Here is a 25,276-nt window from a genome sequence, read left to right on the forward strand (position 1 = left end):
GGTGAGCCCGCAGGTGAGCGTCCTCATGGGCGCGGGGAACGCGACCGGCCCCCTACCGGCCCGCAGCTAACGCGCGGCGCTCAGCACCTCAGCGACCGCCCGCAGATTGACCTTCCCGCGCCCGTAGGAACACAAGGCGCCGTCCTCCGGCAGCCCCGTGGCGACCCGCACCGCCCCCGGCCGCCGGCCCAGCAGCTCGTCCCGCACGCGGGCCTGCCACGGGTGCAGGCCCGCATCACACGTGGCCACGACCAGAGGCGCGCTCCCTGCCTTGGCCAGGATCACGTCGACGAGGGCGGACGGATCGACCGGCTCCCCGGCCACCGCCGCCCCCGTGGCCGTCGGATCGACGGCCAGCACCTCGGTCAGCAGATCCTCCCCACCCCAGTTCAGCGCGGGATGCGGCACCGGGAACAGATCCACGACATGCGCACCGGACACGGGCACCGGGAGGGGCTGGGAGCCCACCGCGCGCCGGGCCGCCTCCAACCCCGCCCCCGCGTCCCATACGGCGATCTCGTCCACCGGCGTCGCATACCGCTCGACCAGCCGCTGAACCCGCCGGGCGGCCTCCCCCACCCGCTCCCGCGCCAGCACCCCGTCCCGCAACGCCTCCAGCACCGCGTCCCGGCACTCCAACGTGACCCCCAGATCCGGCACGGCGACGATGACCTGGTCCGCCCCGGCGGCCAGCGCGATCCGCGCCCCGGCCGCCTCCCCGTACAGGTCGGAGATCGCCTTCATCTCCAGCGCGTCGCTGACCAGCACCCCGTCGAACCCGAGCTCGTGCCGCAGCAGGTCCCCGAGGACGCGCCGGCTGAGCGTGGCCGGCCGGTTGGCGTCCAGCGCCGGGAACACGACGTGCGCGCTCATGAGCATCGGCACGCCCGCGGCGATCGCGGCCCGGAAGGGAGCGAGGTCGAGTTCCTCGTACGGCCGCGGGTCGACGGCGAGTTCGTGGTGGCTGTCGGTGAGCGTGCCGCCGTGCCCCGGGAAGTGCTTGGCGCAGGAGGCGATGCCGCGTGCCTCGGTGGCCGTGATCCAGGCGCCGAGGTGCCGGGACACCAGCGCGGTGTCCTCGCCGAAGGCACGGGTGCGCACGATCGGGTTGCCGGCCTGGCGCTGGACGTCGGCGACGGGGGCGTAGGAGGCGGTGATGCCGAGGGTGGCCAGATGTCCGGCGAGGGCGTCGGCGCAGCGGGCGGTGAGTTCCGGGTCGTCCACGACGCCGAGCGCGTAGGAGCCGGGGACCTCCGGGGCGTCGGCGGCGACCAGGTGCCCGATGCCGCCGCCCTCGTTGTCGATGGCGACCAGCAGATCGGGGCGCAGGGCCCGCAGGGTGTCGGTGAGCCGGCGCACCTGTTCCGCGTCGCGCACGTTGCGGGTGAACAGGATGACCCCGCCGAGACCGCGGTCGATGAGCCGCTTCAGGGTGTCGGGGACGGCCGTGGTGCCTTCGAACCCGGCGACGAGACAGCGGTGGGCGGCCTCGTCGAGGTCGACGGGGAGGGCGGTGCGGGCAGACGGGCGCTCGGAGTGGGTCACCCCTGGAATCCTCTGGCTCGCTCAGCCGAAAGTCAACAGACCAGTGGTTCTGCCATTCATCCCCGGCTCTCCCGCTGCCTGCCCCGCCGGCTCTCCGGCTACCTCTCCCAGCCCAGCCCGTCGGCGGAGGCGACGAGGTGGCCCGGCGCGGCGGGCGCGGTCTCGTCCAGCGGGCCGCCGTAGAGCGCCTGCTCCTGGAGGTCGTTGCCGGTCCGGAAGGTCTCGCCCACGACCCGCGTCGACAGCAGCGGGTTGGTCCGGTCGTCCGACGTGGCCAACCGGCCCACCGCGCCGTCCAGTTCGGCCGCCGCGGCACTCCACCGGTCCCCGAACCGCTCCGGACCCAGCACCGCCGTGTCACCCGAGACCAGTCCGCCCGCCAGCTCGGCGAAGGCCGCCACCTCGGTGCTGTCGACCTTCGTGACCTTCTTCGCGGACCAGAAGTACGACCGGTCGTTGCGCTCCATGTCGTAGAAGGCGATGAGAAAGTCGTAGAACACCCGGTACTCGCGCCGGTAGCGGGTCTCGAACTCGGCGAAGCCGCGCTCCTCCGGCACGCTGCCGTCGAGCGCGGAGTTGACCGCGCGGGCCGCCAGCAGGGCGCCGTAGGTGGCCAGATGGACCCCGGAGGACAGCACCGGGTCCACGAAGCAGGCGGCATCGCCGACGAGCGCCATGCCGGGCGTCCAGAAGGACGTCTTCCAGTACGACCAGTCCTTGCGCACCCGCACCCGGTCGTACGGCGGCTCGGTCGCGGCCGGCACTCCGTCGAGCAGCTCGGCGACCTCGGGGCAGGCCCGGACCATGTCCTGCCAGGCGGCCCGCGGGTCCCGCTGCACGGCCAGGTGGTGCTCGGGCGAGATCACCGCGCCGACGCTGGTCAGGTCGTCGCGCAGCGGGATGTACCAGAGCCAGCCGGCGTCGAACGCGGCGCAGAAGATGTTGCCCCGGTTCGGTTCGGGGAGCCGGCGTCCGCCCGCGAAGTACCCGAACACGGCGAGGTTGCGGAAGAAGTCGGAGTACACCCGCATCCCGCCCACCCCGGAGTGGACCCGGCTGGTGTTGCCGGACGCGTCGATCACGTGACGGCCGTATGCCGTACGGGAGTTGCCGTCCCCGTCGGTGTACTCGACCCCGCGCACCCGCTCGTCGTCGGCGACGATCCGGCGCACCGGGCTGCCCTCGCGGACCTCGGCGCCGACCCGGGCCGCGTTGCGCAGCAGGATCTCGTCGAAGCGGGAGCGCTCCACCTGGAAGGCCGTCGCGGTGGGTTCGGGCAGCCGGGGCGTCATGGCGAAGGAGAACTGCCACGGCTTCGGGTCGCGGCCCCAGCGCAGGGTGCCGCCCCGCTTGAGGGTGAACCCGGCCGCGGCGACCTCGTCGGCGACACCGAGGAGGCCGCACAGGCCGTGCACGGTCGCGGGCAGCAGCGACTCACCGATCTGGTACCGCGGGAAGGTCTCCCGCTCCAGCAGCAGCACCCGGTGTCCGCGCAGCGCGACGGCGGCCGCCGCGGTCGATCCGGCCGGACCGCCGCCGACGACGATCAGGTCGTACTCGGGGTTCATCGAAGCTCCTCGATCGGGTCACTCGGTCAGCCAGGCCCGGATCGCCGCGGCCGTGGAATCGGCGTCCTGGTGGACGACGGAGTAGTGGTCGCCGGGGACGTCCGCGGTGTCGTGGGGCAGCGGCCAGTGCGGCAGCCAGTCACCCTCGGGGTCGCCGCGCCGCATCTCGGCGGTCGGCCGGCCGCGCAGCAGCAGCGTCGGCACGGGCGGGATCCCCGGATCCTGCTCGGGCCGCCATCCCTCCAGGACGCGCGCATAGCCACCGCCCGCGATGAGCAACGAGTCGTCGAACTCCGCGACCACGTCCTCCGGCAGGGCGGCACCGGCGGCCATCAGGGCCAGGGCGCGTGCGTCCCCTCGCTGGAGCACGCCCGCGTGGGAGTCGACCAGGACGACACCGGCCGGCGGCTCTCCCGCGATCGCCAGACGGCGTGCCACCTCGTGGGCGATCACACCGCCTGCGCAGTAGCCGACCAGGACGACGGGGCCGCCCCGGGCGATCTCGCGGACCGCGTCGGCGTGCGCCCGCGCCAGTGTCTCCATCGAGTCCGGAACCGCCCTGTGGGCACCGAATCCGGGGTGCTCCAGGAGGTACACGTCCCGTTCCCCGTCAAACCGTTCGGCCAGGCCGGTGGGGACACGGTGGAAGGGTGCCAGGTAGTCGGGGAGGTAAGCGAGCGCCGCGGCCCTTCCGCCGGTGCCGTTTCGGGCGAGCCGGACGGGTCGGACGGCGTGCCGGGCGCGGTCGTCCGCGGTGAAGGACGGCAGGGCGTACGAGGAGACGCACCGCAGGGTCATCGCCTCCAGCGGGCCCTGCTCGCGCAGGACGCGGTGGTAGAGGGTGGTGAACCGGTAGGCGGGCGAAGGCACTTGGGTCGGCGGCTCCGTCGCCGGGGTCTCCGTCGTCCGCTTCGCCGTGGTGGTCGTCGTCCCCGGCCCCGGGGTGTCCACCGGCTCGGGCAACGCACCCGCCGCCCCCAGCGCGGCGAGGAGGTGCGCCGACAGCCCCTCCAGCGTCGGGTGTTCGAGGACGACCGTCGGCGCCAGTCGCACCCGGGTGAACGCGCTGAGCCGGTTGCGGAACTGAAGGGCCGTCAGCGAGTCGAAGCCGAGCTGTCCGAACTCGCGGTCGGCCGGGAAGGCGTCCGCGTCCGGGAAGCCGAGCACGGCAGCGAGCTCGGCGCGGAGCAGACCGGCCAGCACAGCGGCGCGGTCGGCCTCTGGAGCGGCGGCGAGCCTCTTGCGCCAGGCACCGGGGGCCTGGTCGGCCGCCGGTGCCACGGCGGCCGGCGTCGGGCGCGCCGGCCGCAGGTCCGCGAGCAACGGCAGGGGCGAGCCGCCCCACGTGGCGCGGGCGAACGGGACGGGCACCAGCACGGGTACCGCCGTGCGCAGCGCGGAGTCCAGCAGTTCGACGCCCGCCCGCTCGGTGATCGCGGGCACCTCGTCCTCGGCCGGCGGGTTCGGCCCGACCCGGCCCGCCATGCCGTCGTGCTGCGCGGTGGTCCAGGGTCCCCAGGCGAGCGACCGCGCGGGCAGCCCCCGGGCGGCCCGGTACGCGGCGAGCCCGTCGAGGAAGCCGTTGGCCGCCGCGTAGTTGGACTGTCCCGGCCTGCCCAGCACTCCGGCGGCCGAGGAGTAGAGCACGAACGCCGCCAGGCCCAGGCCCGCGGTCGCCTCGTGCAGATGCCAGGCGGCGTCCGCCTTGGGCGCCAGCACTTCGGCCACCCGCTTCGGCGTCATGCCGTCCACCACCCCGTCGGCCAGCACTCCGGCGAGATGGAACACACCGGTCAGGGGCAGTCGGCAGGACCCGACCAGCGCGTCCACGGCGGACCGGTCGCTCACATCACAGGCCATCACCCGTACGTCCGCGTCCAGTTCGGCCGCCCAGTGGGGCGTACGGCCGCTGCGGCTCGCCAACAGCAGGTGCCGGGCTCCGTGTTCGGCCACGAGATACCGGGCGAGGCTCGCGCCGAGCGCCCCGGTGCCGCCGGTGATCAGCACGGTGCCGTCGGGATCGAGGGCGGGCGGCGCGGTGCTCGCGGGACCCGTGGTGACCAGCCTGGGCACCAGCACCGTGCCGTCGTGCAGGGCGAGTTGGGGTTCGCCGGAGCTCAGGGCTGCGTCCCGTGCCGCGGGCGTGAGGGTGCCGCCGCGGAGGTCGACCTGCACGATCCGGCCGGGGTGCTCGGACTGGGCGCTGCGCACGAACCCGGCCACCGCGGCCTGCGCCGGGTCCGGGTCGTCCCCGGTGGCTTTGTGCGTGAGCACCAGCAGACGGCCCGGGCGGGTGCCGGCGACCCGGTCGCGCACCCGGGCGAGGACGGCCGTGACGAGGTCCCGGGTCCGGCCCGGCATGTCTTCGCCGGGCTGGTTCAACAGGTCTGCCGTGTCGAGGAGTTCGTGCTCGGTGTCGGCGTGCCCGGCTTCTGTGGCGGGCCGCCAGACCACCTGGTACAGCTCTGTCGGCCGCACCTTCGTCACCCGGGTGACGAGGGATTCGACGGTGGCCAGCGGCCGCCCGTCCACGCCGGTCAGCGTCACCCGTGTCTCGTCGGCCCCGAGTCGCTCCAGACGGACCCGGGCGGCGGAGGCGCCGGTCTCGTGCACGGTCACGCCGGTGCAGGCGAGCGGGACGCGCGCCTCGCCGGGCCCCTCGGCCAGCAGCGCGGCGTGCAGGGCGGCGTCGAACAGCGCGGGGTGCAGGGTGTACGAGCCGGCCTCCGCCGCCTCTTGAGAGCGCAGCGCCACCTCGGCGAAGGTCTCGGCACCGCGCAGCCAGAGCCCGGTGACCGCGCGGAAGGCCGGACCGTAGTGGTGCCCGTACGCGGCGAGCCGCTGGTAGTCGACGGCGACCTCCTCGGCGCCGGCGGGTGGCCAAGCGGTGTCCTGGGCGGCTGTGGGAGCTGTGCCGACCGGGGCCACCGACGCTTCGGCATGGCGCGTCCAGGTCGTGCCCGTCCGCGCCCACATGGCGACCGGACGGTTCCCCTCCTCATCCGGGGCGTCCGCGACCACCTGGATCCGCACCGGGTCCGAGGCGGGCAGCACCAGCGGTTCGTGGAAGACCAGCTCGGACAGCCGCAGCGGGCCCTTGGCCACGTCCGCCCCCGCCGCCCGGAAGGCCAGCTCGGCGAAGACCGTCGCGGGCACCAGCACCCGGTCGCCCATCACATGGTCCGCGAGCCAGGGCTGCCGTGCGGTGGACAGCGCGCCGCTGTACCGGGTCCCGGGCCCGTCGGCGTCCGGCTGCGCCTCGCCGACCAGCTTCCCGTCGGCCCCGCCGCCCTGGTCACGGACGTCGAGCCAGTAGCGCTGACGCTGGAAGGGGTACGTCGGCAACGCCCGCCGCCGGGCGCCGGTTCCGGCGTACACGGACCGCCAGTCGACCGGCACACCGTGGACGTGCAGCTCCGCCAGGGCCGCGGCCGTCTCGGCACCGGACGTGAACAGGGCTCCGGAATCCGGCTCCACACCCTCCTCGGCCGCCGTGAGCAGGGCCGCCGACGGTCCCGCCTCCACGTACGCCGTCACCCCCGCCCGCGCCAGCCAATGCACCGCGTCAGCGAACAGCACGGTCTCCCGTGCCTGCCGTACCCAGTACGCGGCGGTCCTGATCGCGTCCGGTTCCGGGCGGCCGGTCAGCGTCGACACCACCGGGACGGACGGCCGGTGGTAGGTGACCGACTCCGCTACCTCCCGGAACGCGTCCAGCATCGGGTCGAGCAGCGGCGAGTGGAAGGCGTGGCTGACCTTCAACCGGGTTGCCGTGCGCCCGAGTCGGGCGGCCAGACCGGACACCGCCTCCTCGTCGCCAGACAGCACCACGGACTCGGGTCCGTTGACGGCCGCTACGGCGACCCGGGCGCCGGGTTCCTCGTCGAGCCGTTTCACCACGTCCGCCAGGGGCGCCCGTACGGCGAACATGGCTCCACCCGCGGGCAGTTCGGCCATCAGCCGGCCCCGCGCGGCCACCAGCCGTACCGCGTCGGCCCGCGAGAAGACGCCCGCGATGTGCGCGGCGGCCAGTTCGCCGATCGAGTGGCCGACCAGGAAGTCGGGGCGTACACCGCAGTCGGCGAGGAGGGTGTGCAGCGCGACCTCGTAGGCGAACAGGGCGGGTTGGGCGTAGTCGGTGCGGTGCAGGAGGTCGCTGTCGGGGTCGTCGATCACCTCGCGCAGGGGACGGCCGAGCAACGGGGTGAAGCTGTCGCACAGTTCGCCGAAGGGGGTGGCGAACGCGGGGAAGCGCGCCGCGAGTTCACGGCCCATGCCGGTCCGTTGGGCGCCCTGGCCCGTGCAGAGCAGCGCCACCTTGGCGGTACCGCGCGCGGTGCCCTTGCGCAGTGCGGGGCTGTCGGCGCCGTCGGCCAACTCGCGTAATCCGGCGAGGAGTCCTTCGGTCCCGTTGGCCAGGACGGCGGCACGGCGCTGGAGGGGTGCGCGGGTGGTCGCGAGCGAGTAGGCGACGTCCAGCGCGTCCGTCTCCCCGTCGGCGTCGGCCAGCGCGCTCGCCAACGCCCGGGCATGGGCGCGCAGTCCGGCCTCGTCGCTGCCGCCGACGAGCCAGGAGGTGACGGTGCCCGGGCCGGAGCGGACGCGCCGCGGCTCCGGCGCCGCCCCCTCGGCTTCCCCCGGCTCCTCGATGATCAGGTGCGCGTTGGTCCCGCCGATCCCGAACGACGAGACCGCCGCCCGGCGCGGCCGGTCGCGCTCCGGCCAGGGCCGGGCCCGGTCCAGCAGCCGTACCGCCCCGTCGGACCAGTCGACGTGCGGCGACGGCCGCTCCGCGTAGAGCGACCTGGGCAGTTCGCCGTGGCGCATCGCCTCGATCACCTTGATGACACCGGCGACCCCGGCCGCGGCCTGGGTGTGCCCGACGTTCGACTTCACCGAGCCGAGCCACACCGGGTCGTCGGCGTCGCGGCCCCGGCCGTAGGTGGCCAGCAAGGCGCCCGCCTCGACGGGGTCGCCGAGCGCGGTCCCGGTGCCATGGCCCTCGACGACGTCGACATCGGCCGTGTCCAGCCCGGCGTCGGCCAACGCCAGCCGGATCAGCTCGCGTTGGGCCTGCCCGTTGGGGGCGGTGAGGCCGTTGGAGGCGCCGTCCTGGTTCACGGCGGAGCCGCGCAGCACGGCCAGGACCGGATGGCCGTTGCGCCGGGCGTCCGACAGCTTCTCCAGCAGCACCAGGCCGACCCCCTCGGCCCACGCGGTGCCGTCGGCGCCGTCCGCGAAGGACCGGCAACGGCCGTCCGCCGACAGCCCGCGCTGCCTGCTGAACACCACGAACGGCTTCGGACTGGTCAGTACGGTCACGCCTCCCGCCAGCGCGAGGGTGCACTCGCCCGCGCGCAGCGCCGCGGCGGCCAGGTCCATGGCGACGAGCGAGGACGAGCAGGCCGTGTCGACGGTCAGGGCGGGACCGCGCAGGCCCAGCACGTAGGAGATCCGCCCGGAGGCCACGCTGCCCGCCGACCCGACGCCGATGTGCGACTCCAGCGCGTGCGCCGGGGCCCCGGCGCCGTATCCGCCGTGCATCAGGCCGACATAGACGCCGGTGGCGCTGCCGCGCAGCGAGGGCGCGGAGATGCCGGCGCGCTCCAGCGTCTCCCAGGCGACTTCGAGCAGCAGCCGGTGCTGCGGGTCCGTGGCGGTGGCCTCGCGCGGCGAGATGCCGAAGAAGAGCGGGTCGAAGTCGGCCGCGTCGGTGAGGAAGCCGCCGCGTCGGGTGTACGTCGTCCCGAGCCGGTCGGGGTCGGGGTGGTACAGGGCGTCGACATCCCAGCCCCGGTCGGCCGGGAACTCCCCGGTGGCGTCCACGCCGTCGGACACCAGCCGCCAGAGGTCCTCGGGCGAGCGCACCCCGCCCGGGTAACGGCAGCCGGCGGCCACGATCGCGATCGGCTCGGCGGCGGGGCCGCGGCGCGGAACCCTGGTCGCGGACCCGCCGCCGTGCAGCCGCTCGTCCAGGTGCGCGGCGACCGCGGCGGGCGTCGGGTGGTCCCAGACCAGGGTGGCGGGCAGCCGCAGTCCGGTACGGAGGCCGAGCCGGTGCCACAGGGTCATCGCGCCCATGGAGGTGAGACCGAGGTCGGCGAAGGCGGTGTGCGGGTCGATCGCCGCCGCGTCGGTGACGGGTGCCTCGTCACGGTCGGCAGCCTCGTGCCCGACGGACCGTTCACGGCCCACGAACTCGGCGCGAACCGCAGCATCCTGACCGCCCGACCCTTCACGGCCCCTGGCCGCCGGCTCACGCAGGGCCGCGGGCCTGTCGGCAGCCGCGAGCCCACCGCCCACGGCCACTTCCGCGACCGTCCCACCTCCGCGGCCCCCCACACCCCCGTTGACCACCGACGCGCCGCCGATCGCGGCCGTCTCCGCGCACACCAGCTCGGTCAGCACCACCCGGCGCTCCGCCGGGGTCCGGTCGGCGAGTCCCGCGAGGGCCTCCTCGGCCGGGCGGGCGGCGAGGCCCTCCCTGAGGACGGCCCGTCGCGGCTTGCCTGCCGCGGTGCGGGGGATGGCCGGGGTGACCAGGACGTCCTCGGGGACCTTGTGCGCGGAGAGCACCTCGGCGCAGGCCCGCAGCAGCGCGCCCGTGTCGAGGGCCCGCTCGTCCGGTACGACGAACGCGACCGGAACCTCGCCGAGCAGCGGGTGCGGCCGCGCCACCACCGCCGCCTCCAGCACCCCGGGCAGCCCGCGCAGCACCTGCTCGACCTCGACGGGGTCGACGTTCTCCCCGCCCCGCACGATTCGGTCGTTCACGCGCCCGGTGACGGTCAGGTGCCCGTGCTCACCCAGTCGCCCCAGGTCACCGGTGCGGTACCAGCCGTCGCCGTCCACCCCCGCCCCGTCGCGGTAGCCGAGCATGACGCCGGGCCCGCGCACCCAGATCTCCCCCTCGGCGCCCACGACCTCCGTGCCGGTCCCGGGCTCGACGAACCGCACCTCCATGCCGGGCAGCACGGCCCCGCTGCTGCCCCGCACCCGCGGCCCCGCAGGCGACTCCATCGCGATCTTGCCGCAGGTCTCGGTGGAGCCGTACCCGTCGAGCAGCGGCACCCCGAGCCGCGCCTCGACGCGCTCCCGCAACTCCGGATCGCTCGGTGCCCCGGCGGTGACGCAGACCCGCAGCGAGGGCACCTCGCCGAGTCCGGCGTCCAGTAACTGCTGGTAGGTGAGCGGCACTCCACCCAGTACGGTCGGCGCGAACCCCTCGGTCAGCCGTACCAGCGCGGCCGGTTCCCGCACCGCGGTGATCCGCGCGCTGCCGCCCGCCACGGTCGTGCCGAGGACGCAGAGCGAGTGGGCGTAGGTGTGCGCGAGCGGCAACGGCCACAGCAGCCGGTCGTCCGCCGAGAGCCCCAGCCGGGGCACATAGCAGGCGACCGGTGACCACAGCGCGGACCGCTGGCTGGCGACGGCGGCCCTGGGGGTGCCCGAGGTGCCGGAGGTGTACAGCAGCCAGGCGGGCTCGTCCAGGGCGAGGTCGTCGCGGGGTCCGGGTGAACGGCCGTCCGCCACGAGGTCGTCGAAGTGCACGACCCCCTCGGGCACGGGTCCCTCGCCGGTCACCACCAGTCGCGGTGACCGCTCCCCCACCACGCTGGCGATCCGCGCCAACTGCCGCCGGTCGACGACCAGTACGTCGGGATCACAGTCGGCGAGCAGCGCCGCGAGCTCGGCATGAGTGCCGCGCGGGCTCAGCGGGACTCCGACGGCGGCGGCCCGCACCGTGGCGAGCAGTCCCTCCACCAGCTCGACGCCGTTGTCGAGGCAGAACGCCACCGTGGCCCCGCGGTCCACCCCGAGCGCGCCCGCCAACCGCCGTGTCCGGAGCTCCAGTTCGGCCCAGTTCACCGCCCGCCGGTCATCGGCGAAGGCGAGCTTCGCGCCGTACCGCGAGGCGTTCTCGACCAGCAACTCCGCCACGGGCCGGACCGCGGACTCTGCCCCGACGCGCATCGGGCCTCCCTCTGGATCACCGAATCCGCACCGTATCCCGCCCGGACGCCCGCCACCGCATCACAAGTGGACGCAGGGCGGGCGGAGTTGGCGGAACCGGCCACCGGACTCGGTGAACGGGACCCGGGGTCAGCTCTCGTCGGCCGTCAACCGCAGGGAGATGCTGTTGATGCAGTACCGCTGGTCGGTGGGTGTCGGATACCCCTCACCATCGAACACATGTCCGAGGTGTGAGCCGCAGCGGGCGCAGCGCACCTCCGTGCGCACCATCCCGTGCGAGCGGTCCTGGATCAGTTCGACCGCGTCGGTGTCCTTCGGGTCGTAGAAGGACGGCCAGCCGCAGTGGGACTCGAACTTCTCGGTGGAGGTGAAGAGTTCGGCACCGCAGGCACGACAGGAGTACACGCCCGTGGCCTTGGTGTCGGTGTACTCACCGGTGAAGGCGGGTTCCGTTCCGGCCTGGCGGAGTACGGCGTACTCGGCCGGGGTCAGCTCCGCCCGCCACTGCTCGTCCGGCTTTTCGACGTCGTACGACATGAAGCTCAGCCCCTTACTGTGCGAGACGGTCCAGGATCAGCGGGCCGAGGTCCGTCACGTCACCCGCGCCCATGGTGAGAACGAGATCACCGGCCTTCGCCATTCCCGCGACCGCCTCCGGCACGTCCGCCTTGTCGTGGACCGGCGTCACGTCCGCGCCCGCGGCCCGCGCCGCGTCGATGATCAGCGCGCTCGTCACCCCGGGGATCGGGTCCTCGCGGGCCGGGTAGATGTCCAGGACCAGCGAGCCGTCCGCGAGCGCGAGGGCCTCGCCCATCTCCTGGCCGAGCTCCTGCGTCCGCGAGAACAGATGGGGCTGGAAGACCACGAGGATGCGGGCGTCACCGGCGGCGGCCCGCATGGCCTCCAGGTCCGCCGTCATCTCGGTGGGGTGGTGGGCGTAGGAGTCGATGACCTGCACCCCGGCCGCCTCGCCCTTGAGCTGGAGGCGCCGCTTGACACCGGTGTACGCGGCCAGTGCTGGTGCCAGCTCGGCGGCGGGGATCCCGAGGGCCACGCCGGCGGCCAGCGCGGCCACCGCGTTGTGCGCGTAGTGGCGGCCGGGGACGGAGACCGCGAAGGTGAGCTCCGCGCCGTCGAGGAGCACGGTGACCTCGCTCTTGAGGCCCTGCGCCACGACCGAGAGCACCCGCACGTCGGCGTCCTCGGCGTCGCCGTACGTCACCACGCGCACGCCGCTCGCCGTGACGCGCCGGGTCAGCTCCCGCGCGCCCTCGTGGTCGGCGTTGATCACCAGCGTGCCGCCCTTGGCGATCCGGCCGACGAAGGTCTCGAAGGACTCGTAGATCTCGTCCATCGACGCGTAGTTGGCGTGGTGGTCGAGCTCGACGTTGAGGACGATGGCGACCTCGGGGGCGTACTTGTGGAAGCTGCGGTCCGATTCGTCCGCCTCGGCGACGAAGATCTCGCCCTCGCCGTGCAGCGCGTTCGAGCCGGGGGCGTCCAGGTCGCCGCCGATGGCGTACGACGGCTTCAGGCCCAGCTCGGACAGGGAGACCGCCAGCATCGAGGTCGTGGTCGTCTTGCCGTGCGTGCCCGCGACCGCGATCGGCCTGAGGCCGTCCATCAGCGAGGCGAGGGCGTCGGAGCGGTGCACGACCGGGATGCCGAGCTCGGCCGCCCGGGCCAGCTCGGGGTTGTCGGCCCGGATCGCCGACGACACGACCACACAGGTGGCGTCGGCCGCCAGGTGCTCGGACGCGTGCCCGATGTGCACGGTCGCGCCGAGCGCGCGCAGGGCCTCCGCGGTCGCGGACTCCTTGGCGTCACTGCCGGCCACCTTCGCGCCGCGCTGCGCGAGGATCTTCGCGATCCCCGACATCCCGGCCCCACCGATCCCGATGAAGTGCGGTCGGTCCATGGCGGTAGGAAGGCCGGGTGCCATGCGTGTGTCTCCCCAAGGTGGTGCGGTACGGATGCGGGGTTCAGCCTATGCCTTGCTGTGCGAGAACAGCTTCAGCACCGGTACGCCCACCTTGTGACGGGCCCGGGACGCCCAGTCGCGGTGGAAGAACTCCTCCACGTAGTGGGGATCGGTCAGCACGATCACCTCGTCCGCGCCGATCTCGCCGACCAGGGCCTTCAGCGCGTCCAGGGGGTGGTCCTCGATGAGCCGCCCCTCCGCCTGGCTCCCGGAGGCTCTGAGCGCCTGGAGGGACACCTCCAGGGCCCGCTCCCCCACCCCCTTCGCGTCCTCGCCCTCGGGCGTCTCCCGCTCCCGTACGGCCTCGTCCAGCTCGCCCATCGCCACGTCGTCGATGGCCCGCAGCAGCCTGTCGGCCTGGTCCCCCCGCGGCTGGAGCAGCACATGGAACGCGACCGCCTCGTCGCCGTGCAACGTGGTGACGAACTCCACGTCGGCGGACGTCAGGGCCTTCTCGATCATCAAAACGCTTGTGAACACCGGGCGTCCCCTTCTCTGCGCACTGCGGAAACCATCCTGCCCCGTGATCGCACGGGTACTGCCGGATTCAGTGTGCCCGCCGGAAAACTAAACGGAACGACAGATTCCGCCGATGTCGGCCTCAGCGGTACCGATCGAACCCGCGTCCGGGCGGTCAGTGCCTGCGATACCTGCTGTAGAGGAAGCCGTCCTCCTCCAGCAGGGAGTCCAGTTCGAACCGTGCCGGGACGGCCACCGACGGCCCCCCGGCGATCCGCTGCGCACTCCCCGCGGTGAGCATCGGGGACAGGGTCAGACAGAGCTCGTCGAGCACCCCCGCGGCCACCAGCTGCCCGAGCAGCCGGGGGCCGCCCTCGGTCAGCAGCCGGGTGTGTCCCAGCTCGGCGAGCGCCCGCACGGCCCGCGCGGGGTCCACACCGACACCGTCCCCGGCGATCACCACCCGCGCGCCGGCCTTCTCGGCCGCGGCGATCCGGTCCGGGGCCGCCGCGGCGCCGGTGAGGATCAGCGTGGGCACCAGGGGCGAGGTGTACAGCGGGAGCGAGAAGTCCAGGTCCAGACTGGCCGTGATCACCGCGATCGCCGGGACCGGGCCTTGTCCGGCCGCCGCCCGCAGCCCCGCGAACTCGTCCCGCACGCGCGCGGGCCGGTACCCCTCCTGCCGTACCGTTTCCGCACCGGCGATCACCACGTCCGCCAGGGCTCGCAGCGTCCCGAAGATCCGCATGTCGGTGGCAGTGGAGATGGGCTGCGAACGGCCGTCGTGCTGGGCGGCCCCGTCCAGCGTGGAGACCATGTTGGCGCGCAGCCACACCTCGGGGGTCCCGGGGTCGGGTCCGAGCTCCGGATACGCGTAGGCGGCGGCCAGCTCGGCGAGGCTCCAGTCGTGGCCGGTCTCCCCCTCGGGGCTCCGGATCTCTGTCTCGTCGGTCACAGGGAACAGGCGTCGCATGTCGTGCAGTGTGGCACGGCGCTTAGCATGGTGAACCGTGTCTACTTCCCCCGCCGCGTCCGGGTCCGGTTCGATGACCGACACCGCCCCGCCGTCCCTGTGCGACCGCGAGCCGCACGTCCCCGCGGACCGGCTGGTCGCCGAGATGGTGCCGCCGCCGCGGTTCGACTCGGTGCGTTTCGACACGTACATCCCGGACCCGAACCAGCCCAGCCAGACCGACGCCGTCCGGGTCCTGGAGGGCTTCGCGGCGGGCCTCGGCGGCGCACACGCGGTCGGCGGCGGCAAGCGCGGCTTCCTCGGGCTCGGCAGGCCCAGGGCCCCGAGGACTCCGGCCGGGCCCCGTGGCGTCTACCTCGACGGCGGCTACGGCGTCGGCAAGACCCACCTGCTGGCCTCCCTCTGGCACGCCACCCCCGCCGAACCCTCCCTCAAGGCCTTCGGCACCTTCGTCGAGCTGACCAACCTGGTCGGTGCCCTCGGCTTCCAGAAGACGGTCCAGACGCTCTCCGGTCACCGTCTGCTGTGCATCGACGAGTTCGAGCTGGACGACCCGGGCGACACCGTCCTGGTCTCCACCCTGCTCGGCAGGCTGGTCGACGCGGGCGTGGCGCTCGCCGCCACCTCCAACACCCTGCCGGGCAAGCTCGGCGAGGGCCGGTTCGCGTCCGTCGACTTCCTGCGCGAGATCCAGGGCCTGTCGGCGCACTTCCGGCCGCTGCGCATCGACGGCGAGGACTACCGCCACCGCGGGCTGCCCGAGGCACCGGCGCCGTTCACCGACGAGGAGGTCACCAGGGCGGCGTACGCCACCGAGGGCGCCTCGCTCGACGACTTCCCGAGCCTGCTGGCGCACCTCGCCAGGGTCCACCCCAGCCGGTACGGCGCCCTGACCGACGATCTCCGGGCGGTCTGCCTCACCGACATGCAGCCGGTGCCGGACCAGTCGACGGCGCTCCGGCTCGTGGTGCTCGCCGACCGTCTCTACGACCGCGAGGTACCGGTGCTGGCCTCCGGGCAGCCCTTCGACCGGCTGTTCAGCGAGGAGATGCTGAACGGCGGTTACCGCAAGAAGTACTTCCGCGCGATATCCCGGCTGACCGCGCTGGCGCGCGACGCCAAGGGTCTCGTCGCTTAATCACAGCGAAACCTCGCACGTCAAGGGCCAGTTCGCGTCAGCGACCCGGCACGCTTCAGCCTCTCTTCAGCCGGAAACGTTAAGTTAACCCAGCAAACAACTTTGCCGAGTTAAGGTGTTTCTTGACCACCCGTTGACCAAGGGTTGGTCTGGACTAGAAGTGTGAACTGCCGAGAGGGGGGCGCATGTTCCGAGGTGCGACGGCACGGACCGTGGTAGCGGTCCTCACCGCCGTCCTTCTGGCGCTCCCGTTCTTCGCTTCCACCGAGGGATTCGCAACCGCGCACACAGCCCGTCAAGCTGAGGCCAAAGCTCAGGCCGGAACCAAGCTCTCCGGCAAGGGGGCCCGCGCCAAGGCCTCGGGCAAACGCCACTGCAACCACGTCGGGGACCCGACCGGTCCCCTGCGCACCCGCGACCGGCACCGCGCCGTCGACTTCGCCCCCGAGGGGCCCGAACGGCCCCTGGCGGCTCAGCAGCCGGCGGCCACGCCCGAGCGGGTCGCAGCAGGCGAGTTCCCCCTGTCGAGACCCTCGACAGCGCACGCTCCGGCGGCACTTCAAGTGTTCCGCTGCTGACAGCAGAGCAGTCCCCCACCTCTGTTTCCCCCACCTGTCATGTCAACCGACGCGCCCTTCGGCGCGCCTGGTAAGCCCGACGCGCCCCCACGGCGCGCCAGGAGGAGTCACCACATGCAGCCCCTCATCGACAACGCCCGCACGTTCGGACAGCGCCCTGAGGAGTTCGCCAAGCTGGCCGAAGGCCAGTCCCCCCAGGTTCTGTTCATCACCTGCTCGGATTCCAGGGTCGTCCCGGCCCTGATCACGGGCGCCCGCCCGGGCGAGCTCTTCGAGCTGCGCACCGCGGGCAACATCGTTCCCCCCTACGCCTCGGAGCACCCGACCAGCGAGGCGGCCACCATCGAGTACGCCGTGGAGGTGCTGGGCGTCCGCGACATCGTGGTCTGCGGGCACTCGCACTGCGGCGCCGTCGGCGCCCTGGTCCGCGGCGACGACCTGGACGCCGTTCCCGCCGTGCGCGCCTGGCTGAACCACGCCACCCCGCGCCCGGCCGGCACCACCGAGGACCCGGAAGTGGCCGAGGGCGTGCAGAACCACGTCCTGGCCCAGGTGCTGCGCCTCAGGTCGTACCCGTTCATCGACAAGAAGCTGGCGGAGGACCAACTGACCCTGCACGCCTGGTACTACGAGGTGCACACGGGCGCGGTGCGCGTCCACCGCGCCGAGACCGACGCGTTCGAGGGTCTGTGATCGGCATGATGGCCAAATACCCTCACCTGCGGCAGGACTTCGCCGCCTCCCTGGTCGTCTTCCTGGTCGCGCTCCCGCTCTGCGTGGGCGTGGCCGTCGCCTCCGGTGTCCCGGCCGAACTGGGCCTCGTCACCGGCATAGTCGGCGGCATCGTCACCGGATTCATGCGGGGCAGCAGCCTCCAGGTGTCCGGTCCCGCCGCCGGTCTGACCGTCCTGGTCTTCGAGGCGGTGCAGGAGTTCGGGCTGCCCGCGCTCGGCGTGATCGTGTTGGCCGCCGGACTGATCCAGCTCGCCATGGGCGCCCTGAAGCTGGGGCGCTGGTTCCGGGCGATATCCGTCTCGGTCGTCGAAGGCATGCTGGCCGGCATCGGCCTCGTGCTCATCGCCGGCCAACTGTACTCCGCGGCCGGTCTCAAGGCGCCCACCACGGGCATCGACAAGATCCTGGGGCTGCCCGGTGCCGCCGTCGACGCGCTCGGCAGCGCCACCGCGCTCACCTCGCTCGCCGTCGGCGCGGGCACCGTCGCGGTGCTCGTGCTGTGGAAAAAGCTGCCCAAGAAGGCGCAGACCGTGCCCGGCGCGCTCGCCGCGGTCCTGCTGGCCACCCTGGTCACCCAGGTCTTCGGTCTGTCGATCGCCACCGTCGAGGTGAACGGCCTGCTGGCCTCCGTCCAGCCGCCCGGCATGGACGCCTTCGGCGAACTGGCCAACCCGGCCATCTTCGGCACGATCATCGCGTTCACGCTGATCGCCTCCGCCGAATCGCTGTTCAGCGCGGCCGCGGTGGACCGGCTGCACGACGGTCCGCGCACCGAGTACGACAAGGAGCTCATGGCCCAGGGCGTGGGCAACACGGTGTGCGGCGCGCTCGGCGCCCTGCCCATGACCGCGGTCATCGTGCGCAGCTCCGCCAACGTCCAGGCGGGCGCGAAGACCAAGGCGTCCCGGGTCATGCACGGCGTGTGGCTGCTGCTGTTCGCGGCCCTGCTGCCCTCGACGCTGGCGCTCATCCCGCTGCCCGCGCTCGCCGGCATCCTGGTCCACGCGGGCTTCAAGCTGATCCCCTTCCGGGAGATCGTGTCGTTGTGGCGCGGTCACCGCGGTGAGGCGGTGATCCTGGTGGCCACGGCCGTCTCGATCGTCGCGGTGAACATGTTCGAGGGCGTCCTGATCGGTCTGGCCCTGTCGGTCGTCAAGACCGCGTGGGAGGCCTCGCACCTCAAGCTGGAGATCGTCGACAAGGGCGCGGGCCCGATCCAGGCGCACCTGACGGGCAACGCGACCTTCCTCAGGCTGCCGAAGATCCTCGACAGCCTGGAGGCGCTTCCCCAGGACCGGCCGGTGGAGCTGGACCTCTCCGGTCTGCACCACCTGGACCACGCCTGCCGTACGGCCCTGGAGAACTGGGCCGAGCGGCACAGCGCGGTCGGCACGGAACCGGTCCGGGTCACGAAGCCGGAGCCGGCGAAGGCCACCGCCGCCTAGTGCTCTCCCGCCCGGTCCGGGGCCCGTCGTGGCCCCGGACCGGGAACCGGGCATATCGTTGCAGGAGCAGACATACGGACCTCTGGACGAGGAGGTCGGAATGCTCCAGGAACTGTTGACGGCGGCCGTGGCGGCCGCGGCCGCCGGAACCGTCTACCTCGCGGCGGCGGCCAGGGTCGTCAAGCAGTACGAGCGCGGGGTGGTCTTCCGCCTCGGACGCCTCGGGGGCCAGGTGCGCGAGCCCGGGTTCACGCTGGTCGTGCCGATGGTGGACCGGCTGCACAAGGTCAACATGCAGATCGTCACGATGCCGGTGCCGGCCCAGGAGGGCATCACCCGGGACAACGTGACCGTGCGCGTGGACGCGGTCGTCTACTTCCGGGTCGTCGACGCGGCGAGCGCCCTGGTCAAGGTCGAGGACTACAAGTTCGCCGTCTCCCAGATGGCCCAGACCTCGCTGCGCTCGATCATCGGCAAGAGCGAGCTGGACGACCTGCTGTCCAACCGCGAGAAGCTCAACGAGGGCCTGGAGCTGATGATCGACAGCCCGGCCGTCGGCTGGGGCGTGCAGGTGGACCGCGTCGAGATCAAGGACGTGTCGCTGCCGGACGCGATGAAGCGGTCGATGGCCCGGCAGGCCGAGGCCGACCGTGAGCGGCGGGCCCGGATCATCAACGCCGACGCCGAACTCCAGGCCTCCAAGAAGCTCGCTGAGGCCGCCGAGCAGATGTCCGAGCAGCCCGCCGCACTCCAACTCAGGCTGCTGCAGACGGTCGTGGCGGTGGCCGCCGAGAAGAACTCGACGCTCGTCCTGCCCTTCCCGGTGGAGCTGCTGCGCTTCCTGGAGCGGGCGCAGGAGCACCCGACCGGGACCTGACGGGCCGGGACACGGGACACGGGACACGCTACGCGCGTGGTTCCCGCGGGCCGACCCAGGTGATAGACACAGCGACGTCACAGTCCTGTCCGCCAGCAGGAAGGTTGCTTCGCCATGTCTCTGTCCGGTTCTCCGGCGACACGACGTCAGGTCCTGGCCCGCTCCGGCGCCTTGGGCGTGGGCATCGCCTTCACCGGCGCCCTCTCCGAACTCTTCGCCGGCACCGCCGCCGCCCAGTCCCTAGGACACACCGGCTACGGCCCCCTCGTCCCCGACCCGAAGGGCCTGCTGGACCTCCCGAAGGGCTTCCGCTACCAGGTCCTGTCCCGCGAGGGCGACCAGCTCCGCTCCGGCGAGGGCAAGGTCCCCTCGAACCACGACGGCATGACCGCTCTGCCCGGCAGACACGGGCGCGTCCACCTGGTCCGCAACCACGAGAACCGCCCCACCGCGGCCATCGCCGTCCCCACCGTCGCGGGCCTGACCTACGACCCCGCGGGCAAGGGCGGCTGTACGGCCCTCACGCTGGACTCCCGCAACAACGTGCTGTCGGAGCGTGTCGCCATCGCCGGCACCGCCGTCAACTGCGCGGGCGGGCCCACGCCTTGGGGCACCTGGCTGACCTGCGAGGAGACCGAGGACAAGGCCGGCACCAACGGCTACACCAAGGACCACGGCTTCATCTTCGAGGTCGATCCGACGGACCCGCACAGGAGTGGCGCGGTCCCGCTGACCGCGATGGGCCGCTTCCAGCACGAGGCCATCGCGATCGACCCGAAACGCGGCATCGTCTACGAGACCGAGGACGCCTTCATCAAGCCCTTCGGCCTCTTCTACCGCTTCCTGCCCAACAGGCCCGAGGGCGGCCTCGGTTCACTGCGGGCGGGCGGCCGGCTCCAGGCGATGCGGGTGCCCGGCGTACCGGACCTGTCCGTGATCCAGGAGACCGGTGCCTGCTTCGAGGGCATCGAGTGGGTCGACGTACCGGACCCGCTGGCCACCGAAACCCCCGTCCGGCTCCAGGACTTCGGCCCCAGGGGCATCACGCACGCCCAGAAGCTGGAGGGCTGCTACTGGGGCGGGAGGAGCGTCTACTTCGTCTCGTCGTTCGCGCGCAGCGCCGACGGTTCGGGCGCCGACCACTTCGGGCAGATCTGGCGCTACGACCCCTCGGCGCGCCGGCTCACCCTGGTGATCGTCTTCGGCCCGGACACCGACGTGCAGCTGCCCGGCGAGTCCCCGGACAACATCTGCCTCGCGCCGAGCGGCGGCCTGATGGTGTGCGAGGACGGCAGCGGCGCCCAGCACGTCTTCGGCGTGACCCGGCACGGCGAGGTCTACGCGATGGCCCGCGGCCGGCAGAACATCGGCACGCCGGAGGCGCCGGAATGGGGCGAGTTCGCCGGCGTCACCTTCTCCCCCGACGGGCAGACGATGTACGTCAACTGCTACACGCCCGGGACGACCTTCGCGGTGACGGGGCCCTGGCGCAGGTAGCCGCCTGGACGACGGCTGGCGCGCCCCGGTCCCCCGGCGCACGATCGAGGGGCCGGACCCGGACCGGAAGGGGTGCCCCATGTCGAAGAAGGGCTCGAAGACCCGCGAGGCGAAGAAGGGCGCGCAGGGCGGGGACGGCCCCGCCCTGCGCGAGCTGCTGCGGGTACCGGGCGGCAAGCCGGTGGACCTGGCCGCCCACGACCCCCGGGAGACCCCGGCCGGCCCCTCTCACAAGCAGGCGGGCCTGGCCGCGATGACCGAGCTGGCCGACCCGCTCGCCGACCTCCAGGAACGCCTGTGGGCGGCGAGCACGGCGGGCGACCGGCGCCGGATCCTGCTGGTGCTCCAGGGCATGGACACCAGCGGCAAGGGCGGCACGGTCAAGCACGTCATCGGCCTGTTCAACCCGTCCGGCTGCCGTGTCCACGCCTTCAAGGCACCCACGCCCAAGGAACTCGGGCACCCCTTCCTCTGGCGCATCACCAGGGCCCTCCCGCAAGCCGGTGAGCTGGGCATCTTCGACCGGTCGCACTACGAGGACGTCCTCGTCGCCCGCGTCCACGCCCTCGCCCGGACCGACGAGATCGAGCGCCGCTACGACGAGATCAACCGCTTCGAGAAGTCCCTCGCCGACAACGACGTCACCGTGATCAAGTGCTTCCTGCACATCTCGTACGACGAACAGCGCGATCGCCTGCTCAAGCGCCTCGACCGCCCGGACAAGCACTGGAAGTTCCACGTCTCGGACATCGACGAGCGTGCCCTGTGGCCCGCCTACCAGCAGGCGTACGAGTTGGCACTGGAGCGCTGCTCGACAGCCCACGCCCCCTGGTACCTGATCCCCTCCGACCGCAAGTGGTACCGCAACTGGGCGATCAGCCGACTCTTGCTCGAACACCTGCTGGAATTGGACCCGCGGTATCCGAGGGCGGACTTCGACGTGACGGAAGCCAGGAGGCGGCTGCTCGAACAGTGAATCCCGGGGTACTCGGGGCACATGACCGAGAACCGGCACGTCAAGGGCTCGTACTGGCTGGAGACGGCACCCGGCGGACCCCGGCCGCCGCTGACCGAGGACCTCGACGTCGACGTGGCCGTCATCGGCGCCGGCATCGCCGGGCTGAGCACGGCATGGGAGCTGACGCGGGCCGGGCGGCGGGTGGCGGTCCTGGAGGCCGGGCAGGTGGCCGCCGGCGTCACCGGGCACACCACCGCCAAGCTGACCGCCCTGCACACCCTGGTCTACGACAAGCTGCGCCGCACCCGCGGCCCCGAGGGCGCCCGGCTGTACGCCCGCTCGCAGAGCGAGGCCATCGAACGGGCCGCCGAGATCGCGGACGAACTGGGTGTCGACTGCGACTGGGAACAGCGCAGCGCCTACACCTACGTCCATGACGAGAGCCGCGTCGAGGAGCTGCGGGCCGAGGCTGCGGCCGCCCTGGAGGCGGGGCTGCCGGCGTCCTTCGTGACGGAGACCGGGCTGCCGTTCCCGGTGGCGGGCGCGGTACGGGTGACCGGGCAGGCGCAGTTCCATCCGCGCAAGTACCTGCTGGCCCTGGCGGAGGACCTGGTCGCCTCCGGTGCGGCCGTGCACGAGCACACCGCGGTCCTCGGGCTCGACGAGGGCGAGCCGTGCCGGCTGTCGACCGACACGCGGGCCACGGTGACGGCCCGGGACGTCGTGGTCGCCACCCACTACCCGATCTTCGACCGGGCCCTGCTGTTCACCCGGCTCTCCCCGCGCCGCGAGCTGGTCGTCGCCGGGACGATCGAGCGGGAGCGGGATCCGGACGGCATGTACATCACGCCGGACGAGGGCACCCGCTCGGTCCGCACGGCTCCCTGGGACGCCGACCGGCGGCTGCTCATCGTCACCGGCGAGCACTTCACCCCCGGCACGGGCGACACCCGGGCCCGGTTCGACGACCTCTCGGACTGGGCCACTCAGAACTTCCCGGGCGTCGAGCTCAGCCACGCCTGGGCCACCCAGGACAACGACCCCACCGACACCGTGCCGCTCGTCGGCCCGCTGCACCCGGGGGCCCGGCACACCTATGTCGCCACCGGGTTCGGCGGCTGGGGCATGAGCGGCGGCATCATGGCGGGCTGCCTGCTCGCGGCCCAGATCACCGGCGAGGAGTGCGCGTGGAGTGAGCTGTACGACCCGCGCCGCCTGCGCTCGACGGTCCGCGAGGCCCCGACCTTCCTCAAGACCCAGGCCCAGGTGGCCCGCCACTTCGTCGGCGACCGGCTGCGCCCGGCACCCCCGCTGGAGTCCCTCCCGCCGGGCGAGGGCGCGGTGGTCAGGGTGAACGGCGACCGGCTCGCGGTCTACCGCGACGACGACGGCAACCTCCACGCCGTCTCCCCCCGCTGCACCCACCTGGGCTGCCTGGTCTCCTTCAACGGCGCCGAGGACGCCTGGGAGTGCCCGTGCCACGGCTCCCGCTTCGCCACGGACGGCAAGGTGATCCAGGGTCCTGCGACCAAGCCGCTGGAGCAGCGGGACATCTGAGCGGGTGACGTCACGGCCGGGGTGACCGGCAAAGAGGACAGTTCGCCATATTTTCATATGGTGATCACTCTTGTACGACGCGTCACCGCCGCCTGCGTCCTCGGCGCCGCCCTCACGGCTTGCGCCGCCACTCCCCACCAGGCCCCTCAGGCCCCCCGGGTAGCCCGCCCGGCCCCCTCCGCGACCTCCGCACCCCCCACGCTCGCCCCCGGCCCCGGGGGCCTGACCCCCGTCTTCAAGAACGGCTCCCGTGACCGCGGCAAAACGGTCGCGCTCACCTTCGACGCCGATATGACCGCGGACCAGGGGCCGCGCGCGGCGGCCGGCGAGCACTTCGACAATCCCGGGCTGATCGCGGCGCTGCGCGCCCTGAAGGTGCCGGCCACCGTGTTCATGACCGGGCGGTGGGCCGAGGAGTATCCGGACCAGGCCCGTTCCCTCGGACGGGACGCGCTCTTCGAGGTCGCCAACCACTCCTACAGCCACTACGCCTTCACCGACGACTGCTACGGACTGCCGACCGTCTCCGGCGACCGGATGCGGGCGGACGTGGAGCGGGCGTACGCGGCGTTCCGGAAAGCCGGGGTGCCGGACGCGAGGCCGTACTTCCGCTTCCCCGGCGGGTGTTACGACCGGCGGGCGCTGAAGGCGCTGACCCCGGTCGGCGTGACCGCCGTGCAGTGGGACGTGGTGAGCGGGGACGCGTTCGCGACGGACGCGGAGGCCGTGTCCCGGCAGGTGCTGGAGGGCGTGCGGCCGGGGTCGGTCGTGGTCATGCACTGCACGCGCAGTGCCGCGCCGACGACGGAGCGGGTGGTGCGGACGGTGGTGCCCGAGCTGCGGGCGCGGGGGTTCCGGTTCGTGAAGGTGTCCGAGCTGATCGGATCCTAGGCTGGAGGGATGAGCGAGGACCACTGCACGATCGGCGACGAGCCGAGGCCGCAGGTCGCCGAGGGGCCGCCGTACGCGATGGGGGTCCCCCCGCTCGAGCGAAGCCGAGAGTGGGGGAGCGTGCTGTGCCGGAAGCCGACCGAGTATCCGGAGTCGTACAAGGGGATCACGCTGTGCCCGGTGTGCGAGTGACAGGAGGCTCAGCGGACGGCTTGCTCGGGGTGACCTTAGGGTTGTGCGGGTGAGCCACGACGTGACGCCCTCGACCGACAGCCCCTTCCGTTCCGAGCCGACCGCCCGCGACCAGGCACCCCAGTTCGTGCTGCCCCTGGTCGTCCGCATCGAGAAGGCCGCTCCGCCCGCTCGTACCGACGCCCTCGAGACCGCCGCCCGCGCCGTTCTCGTCCTGCTCGCCGACGAGCGCTCGGTCGGCGACGGGGAGTGGGCCGAGGTGGTCCGGGACTGGCAGGACGCCCGGATCCGCAAGGTCGTACGGCGGGCCCGGGGGGCCGAGTGGCGGCGGGCCGAGGCGTTGCCCGGGATCACCGTGACGGGGAAGGCGGCCGAGGTGCGGGTGTTTCCGCCCGTGCCGCTCGACGGGTGGCCCAAGGAGCTGGCCAAGCTCCAGGTCTCCGGTACCGATCTGGACGATCCCGAGCCGCCCGCGGCGGCGGACCCGTCGGTGCCCGTGCTGTGGCTCAGCCCGGACCTCGACATGTCGGCCGGCAAGGCGATGGCCCAGGCCGGTCACGGCGCCCAACTGGCCTGGTGGGAACTGTCGGCCGAGGAGCGGGCCGCCTGGCGGGACGCCGGCTTCCCGCTCACCGTACGGACCGCGACTCCCGGCCGCTGGGCCGAACTCACCGCCGGCGGGCTGCCGTTGGTCCGGGACGCCGGCTTCACCGAGATCGCACCCGGCTCCTGCACAGTCGTCGCGGACCATCCGGCACTGCGATGACCAAGGTCGACGGACGCGTCGAGCGGGGCACCCGCACCCGGCGGACCGTGCTGCGGCGGGCCGTCGACATCGCCTCGGTCGAGGGGCTGGAGGCGTTGTCGGTGGGGCGGCTCGCGGAGAGCTGGAGCTGAGCAAGAGCGGG

At 73.0% G+C, this 25,276-nt stretch carries 18 protein-coding genes and 1 pseudogene; 12 read left to right on the forward strand and 7 right to left on the reverse strand.

Annotation, left to right across the window (positions count from 1 at the left end; genetic code table 11):
* Positions 1 to 66: 66 nt before the first annotated feature.
* From H293_RS0133140 to H293_RS0133170, 7 genes are all read right to left on the reverse strand, one after another.
* Complete coding sequence (locus H293_RS0133140; RefSeq protein ID WP_020122121.1) at positions 67 to 1,545, reverse strand: glycoside hydrolase family 3 N-terminal domain-containing protein; 1,479 nt, start codon at positions 1,543 to 1,545, stop codon at positions 67 to 69.
* Positions 1,546 to 1,643: 98 nt separating this feature from the next.
* The gene (locus tag H293_RS0133145) at positions 1,644 to 3,113 is read right to left on the reverse strand and encodes a tryptophan 7-halogenase (RefSeq protein ID WP_020122122.1); all 1,470 of its coding nucleotides are present in this window, start codon (positions 3,111 to 3,113) and stop codon (positions 1,644 to 1,646) included.
* Between the two features lie 18 nt (positions 3,114 to 3,131).
* The gene (locus tag H293_RS0133150; protein ID WP_033415937.1) at positions 3,132 to 11,087 is read right to left on the reverse strand and encodes a type I polyketide synthase; all 7,956 of its coding nucleotides are present in this window, start codon (positions 11,085 to 11,087) and stop codon (positions 3,132 to 3,134) included.
* 129 nt (positions 11,088 to 11,216) lie between these two features.
* On the reverse strand, positions 11,217 to 11,624 hold the full coding sequence (gene msrB / locus H293_RS0133155) for a peptide-methionine (R)-S-oxide reductase MsrB (protein ID WP_020122123.1): 408 nt from the start codon (positions 11,622 to 11,624) through the stop codon (positions 11,217 to 11,219).
* Positions 11,625 to 11,637: 13 nt separating this feature from the next.
* On the reverse strand, positions 11,638 to 13,029 hold the full coding sequence (gene murC / locus H293_RS0133160) for a UDP-N-acetylmuramate--L-alanine ligase (RefSeq protein ID WP_028808416.1): 1,392 nt from the start codon (positions 13,027 to 13,029) through the stop codon (positions 11,638 to 11,640).
* A gap of 45 nt (positions 13,030 to 13,074) precedes the next feature.
* Positions 13,075 to 13,548 carry a hypothetical protein gene (locus tag H293_RS0133165; protein ID WP_028808417.1) on the reverse strand — a complete coding sequence of 158 codons (474 nt, stop codon included), beginning with the start codon at positions 13,546 to 13,548 and terminating at the stop codon, positions 13,075 to 13,077.
* A gap of 154 nt (positions 13,549 to 13,702) precedes the next feature.
* Positions 13,703 to 14,500, reverse strand: a complete 798-nt coding sequence (locus tag H293_RS0133170; protein WP_028808418.1) for a pyrimidine reductase family protein — start codon at positions 14,498 to 14,500, stop codon at positions 13,703 to 13,705.
* 37 nt (positions 14,501 to 14,537) lie between these two features.
* Between H293_RS0133170 and zapE the strand changes: the two genes are divergently transcribed.
* The 12 genes and pseudogenes from zapE to H293_RS55485 all read left to right on the forward strand — a co-directional run.
* A complete protein-coding gene (gene zapE, locus H293_RS0133175) occupies positions 14,538 to 15,638 on the forward strand; it encodes a cell division protein ZapE (protein WP_028808419.1) in 1,101 nt (366 codons plus the stop codon).
* A 185-nt stretch (positions 15,639 to 15,823) separates the two neighbouring features.
* A complete protein-coding gene (locus H293_RS0133180; protein ID WP_020122128.1) occupies positions 15,824 to 16,216 on the forward strand; it encodes a hypothetical protein in 393 nt (130 codons plus the stop codon).
* A gap of 114 nt (positions 16,217 to 16,330) precedes the next feature.
* Positions 16,331 to 16,909: a carbonic anhydrase gene (locus H293_RS0133185; protein ID WP_020122129.1), complete on the forward strand. Its 579-nt coding sequence runs from the start codon at positions 16,331 to 16,333 to the stop codon at positions 16,907 to 16,909.
* A 5-nt stretch (positions 16,910 to 16,914) separates the two neighbouring features.
* Entirely contained in the window at positions 16,915 to 18,396 is a 1,482-nt protein-coding gene (locus tag H293_RS0133190) for a SulP family inorganic anion transporter (protein WP_033415946.1), read from the forward strand.
* A gap of 100 nt (positions 18,397 to 18,496) precedes the next feature.
* Positions 18,497 to 19,273 (forward strand): slipin family protein, encoded by a 777-nt coding sequence (locus H293_RS0133195; RefSeq protein ID WP_020122131.1) that lies wholly within the window; start codon positions 18,497 to 18,499, stop codon positions 19,271 to 19,273.
* 114 nt (positions 19,274 to 19,387) lie between these two features.
* Positions 19,388 to 20,770, forward strand: coding sequence for a PhoX family protein (locus H293_RS0133200; RefSeq protein ID WP_020122132.1), 1,383 nt, complete (start codon positions 19,388 to 19,390; stop codon positions 20,768 to 20,770).
* Positions 20,771 to 20,849: 79 nt separating this feature from the next.
* Complete coding sequence (locus H293_RS0133205) at positions 20,850 to 21,746, forward strand: PPK2 family polyphosphate kinase (RefSeq protein ID WP_020122133.1); 897 nt, start codon at positions 20,850 to 20,852, stop codon at positions 21,744 to 21,746.
* A gap of 21 nt (positions 21,747 to 21,767) precedes the next feature.
* Positions 21,768 to 23,285: an FAD-dependent oxidoreductase gene (locus H293_RS0133210; protein ID WP_020122134.1), complete on the forward strand. Its 1,518-nt coding sequence runs from the start codon at positions 21,768 to 21,770 to the stop codon at positions 23,283 to 23,285.
* Between the two features lie 57 nt (positions 23,286 to 23,342).
* Positions 23,343 to 24,176 carry a polysaccharide deacetylase family protein gene (locus H293_RS0133215; RefSeq protein ID WP_020122135.1) on the forward strand — a complete coding sequence of 278 codons (834 nt, stop codon included), beginning with the start codon at positions 23,343 to 23,345 and terminating at the stop codon, positions 24,174 to 24,176.
* Positions 24,177 to 24,185: 9 nt separating this feature from the next.
* Entirely contained in the window at positions 24,186 to 24,368 is a 183-nt protein-coding gene (locus tag H293_RS0133220) for a hypothetical protein (protein ID WP_020122136.1), read from the forward strand.
* Positions 24,369 to 24,417: 49 nt separating this feature from the next.
* The gene (locus H293_RS0133225) at positions 24,418 to 25,134 is read left to right on the forward strand and encodes an aminoacyl-tRNA hydrolase (RefSeq protein WP_020122137.1); all 717 of its coding nucleotides are present in this window, start codon (positions 24,418 to 24,420) and stop codon (positions 25,132 to 25,134) included.
* A pseudogene (locus H293_RS55485) lies at positions 25,131 to 25,276 on the forward strand (TetR/AcrR family transcriptional regulator); the annotation flags it as partial. The gene H293_RS0133225 and the pseudogene H293_RS55485, both read left to right, overlap by 4 nt.

It is taken from the genome of Streptomyces canus 299MFChir4.1 (assembly GCF_000383615.1).
Taxonomy (GTDB): domain Bacteria; phylum Actinomycetota; class Actinomycetes; order Streptomycetales; family Streptomycetaceae; genus Streptomyces; species Streptomyces canus_C.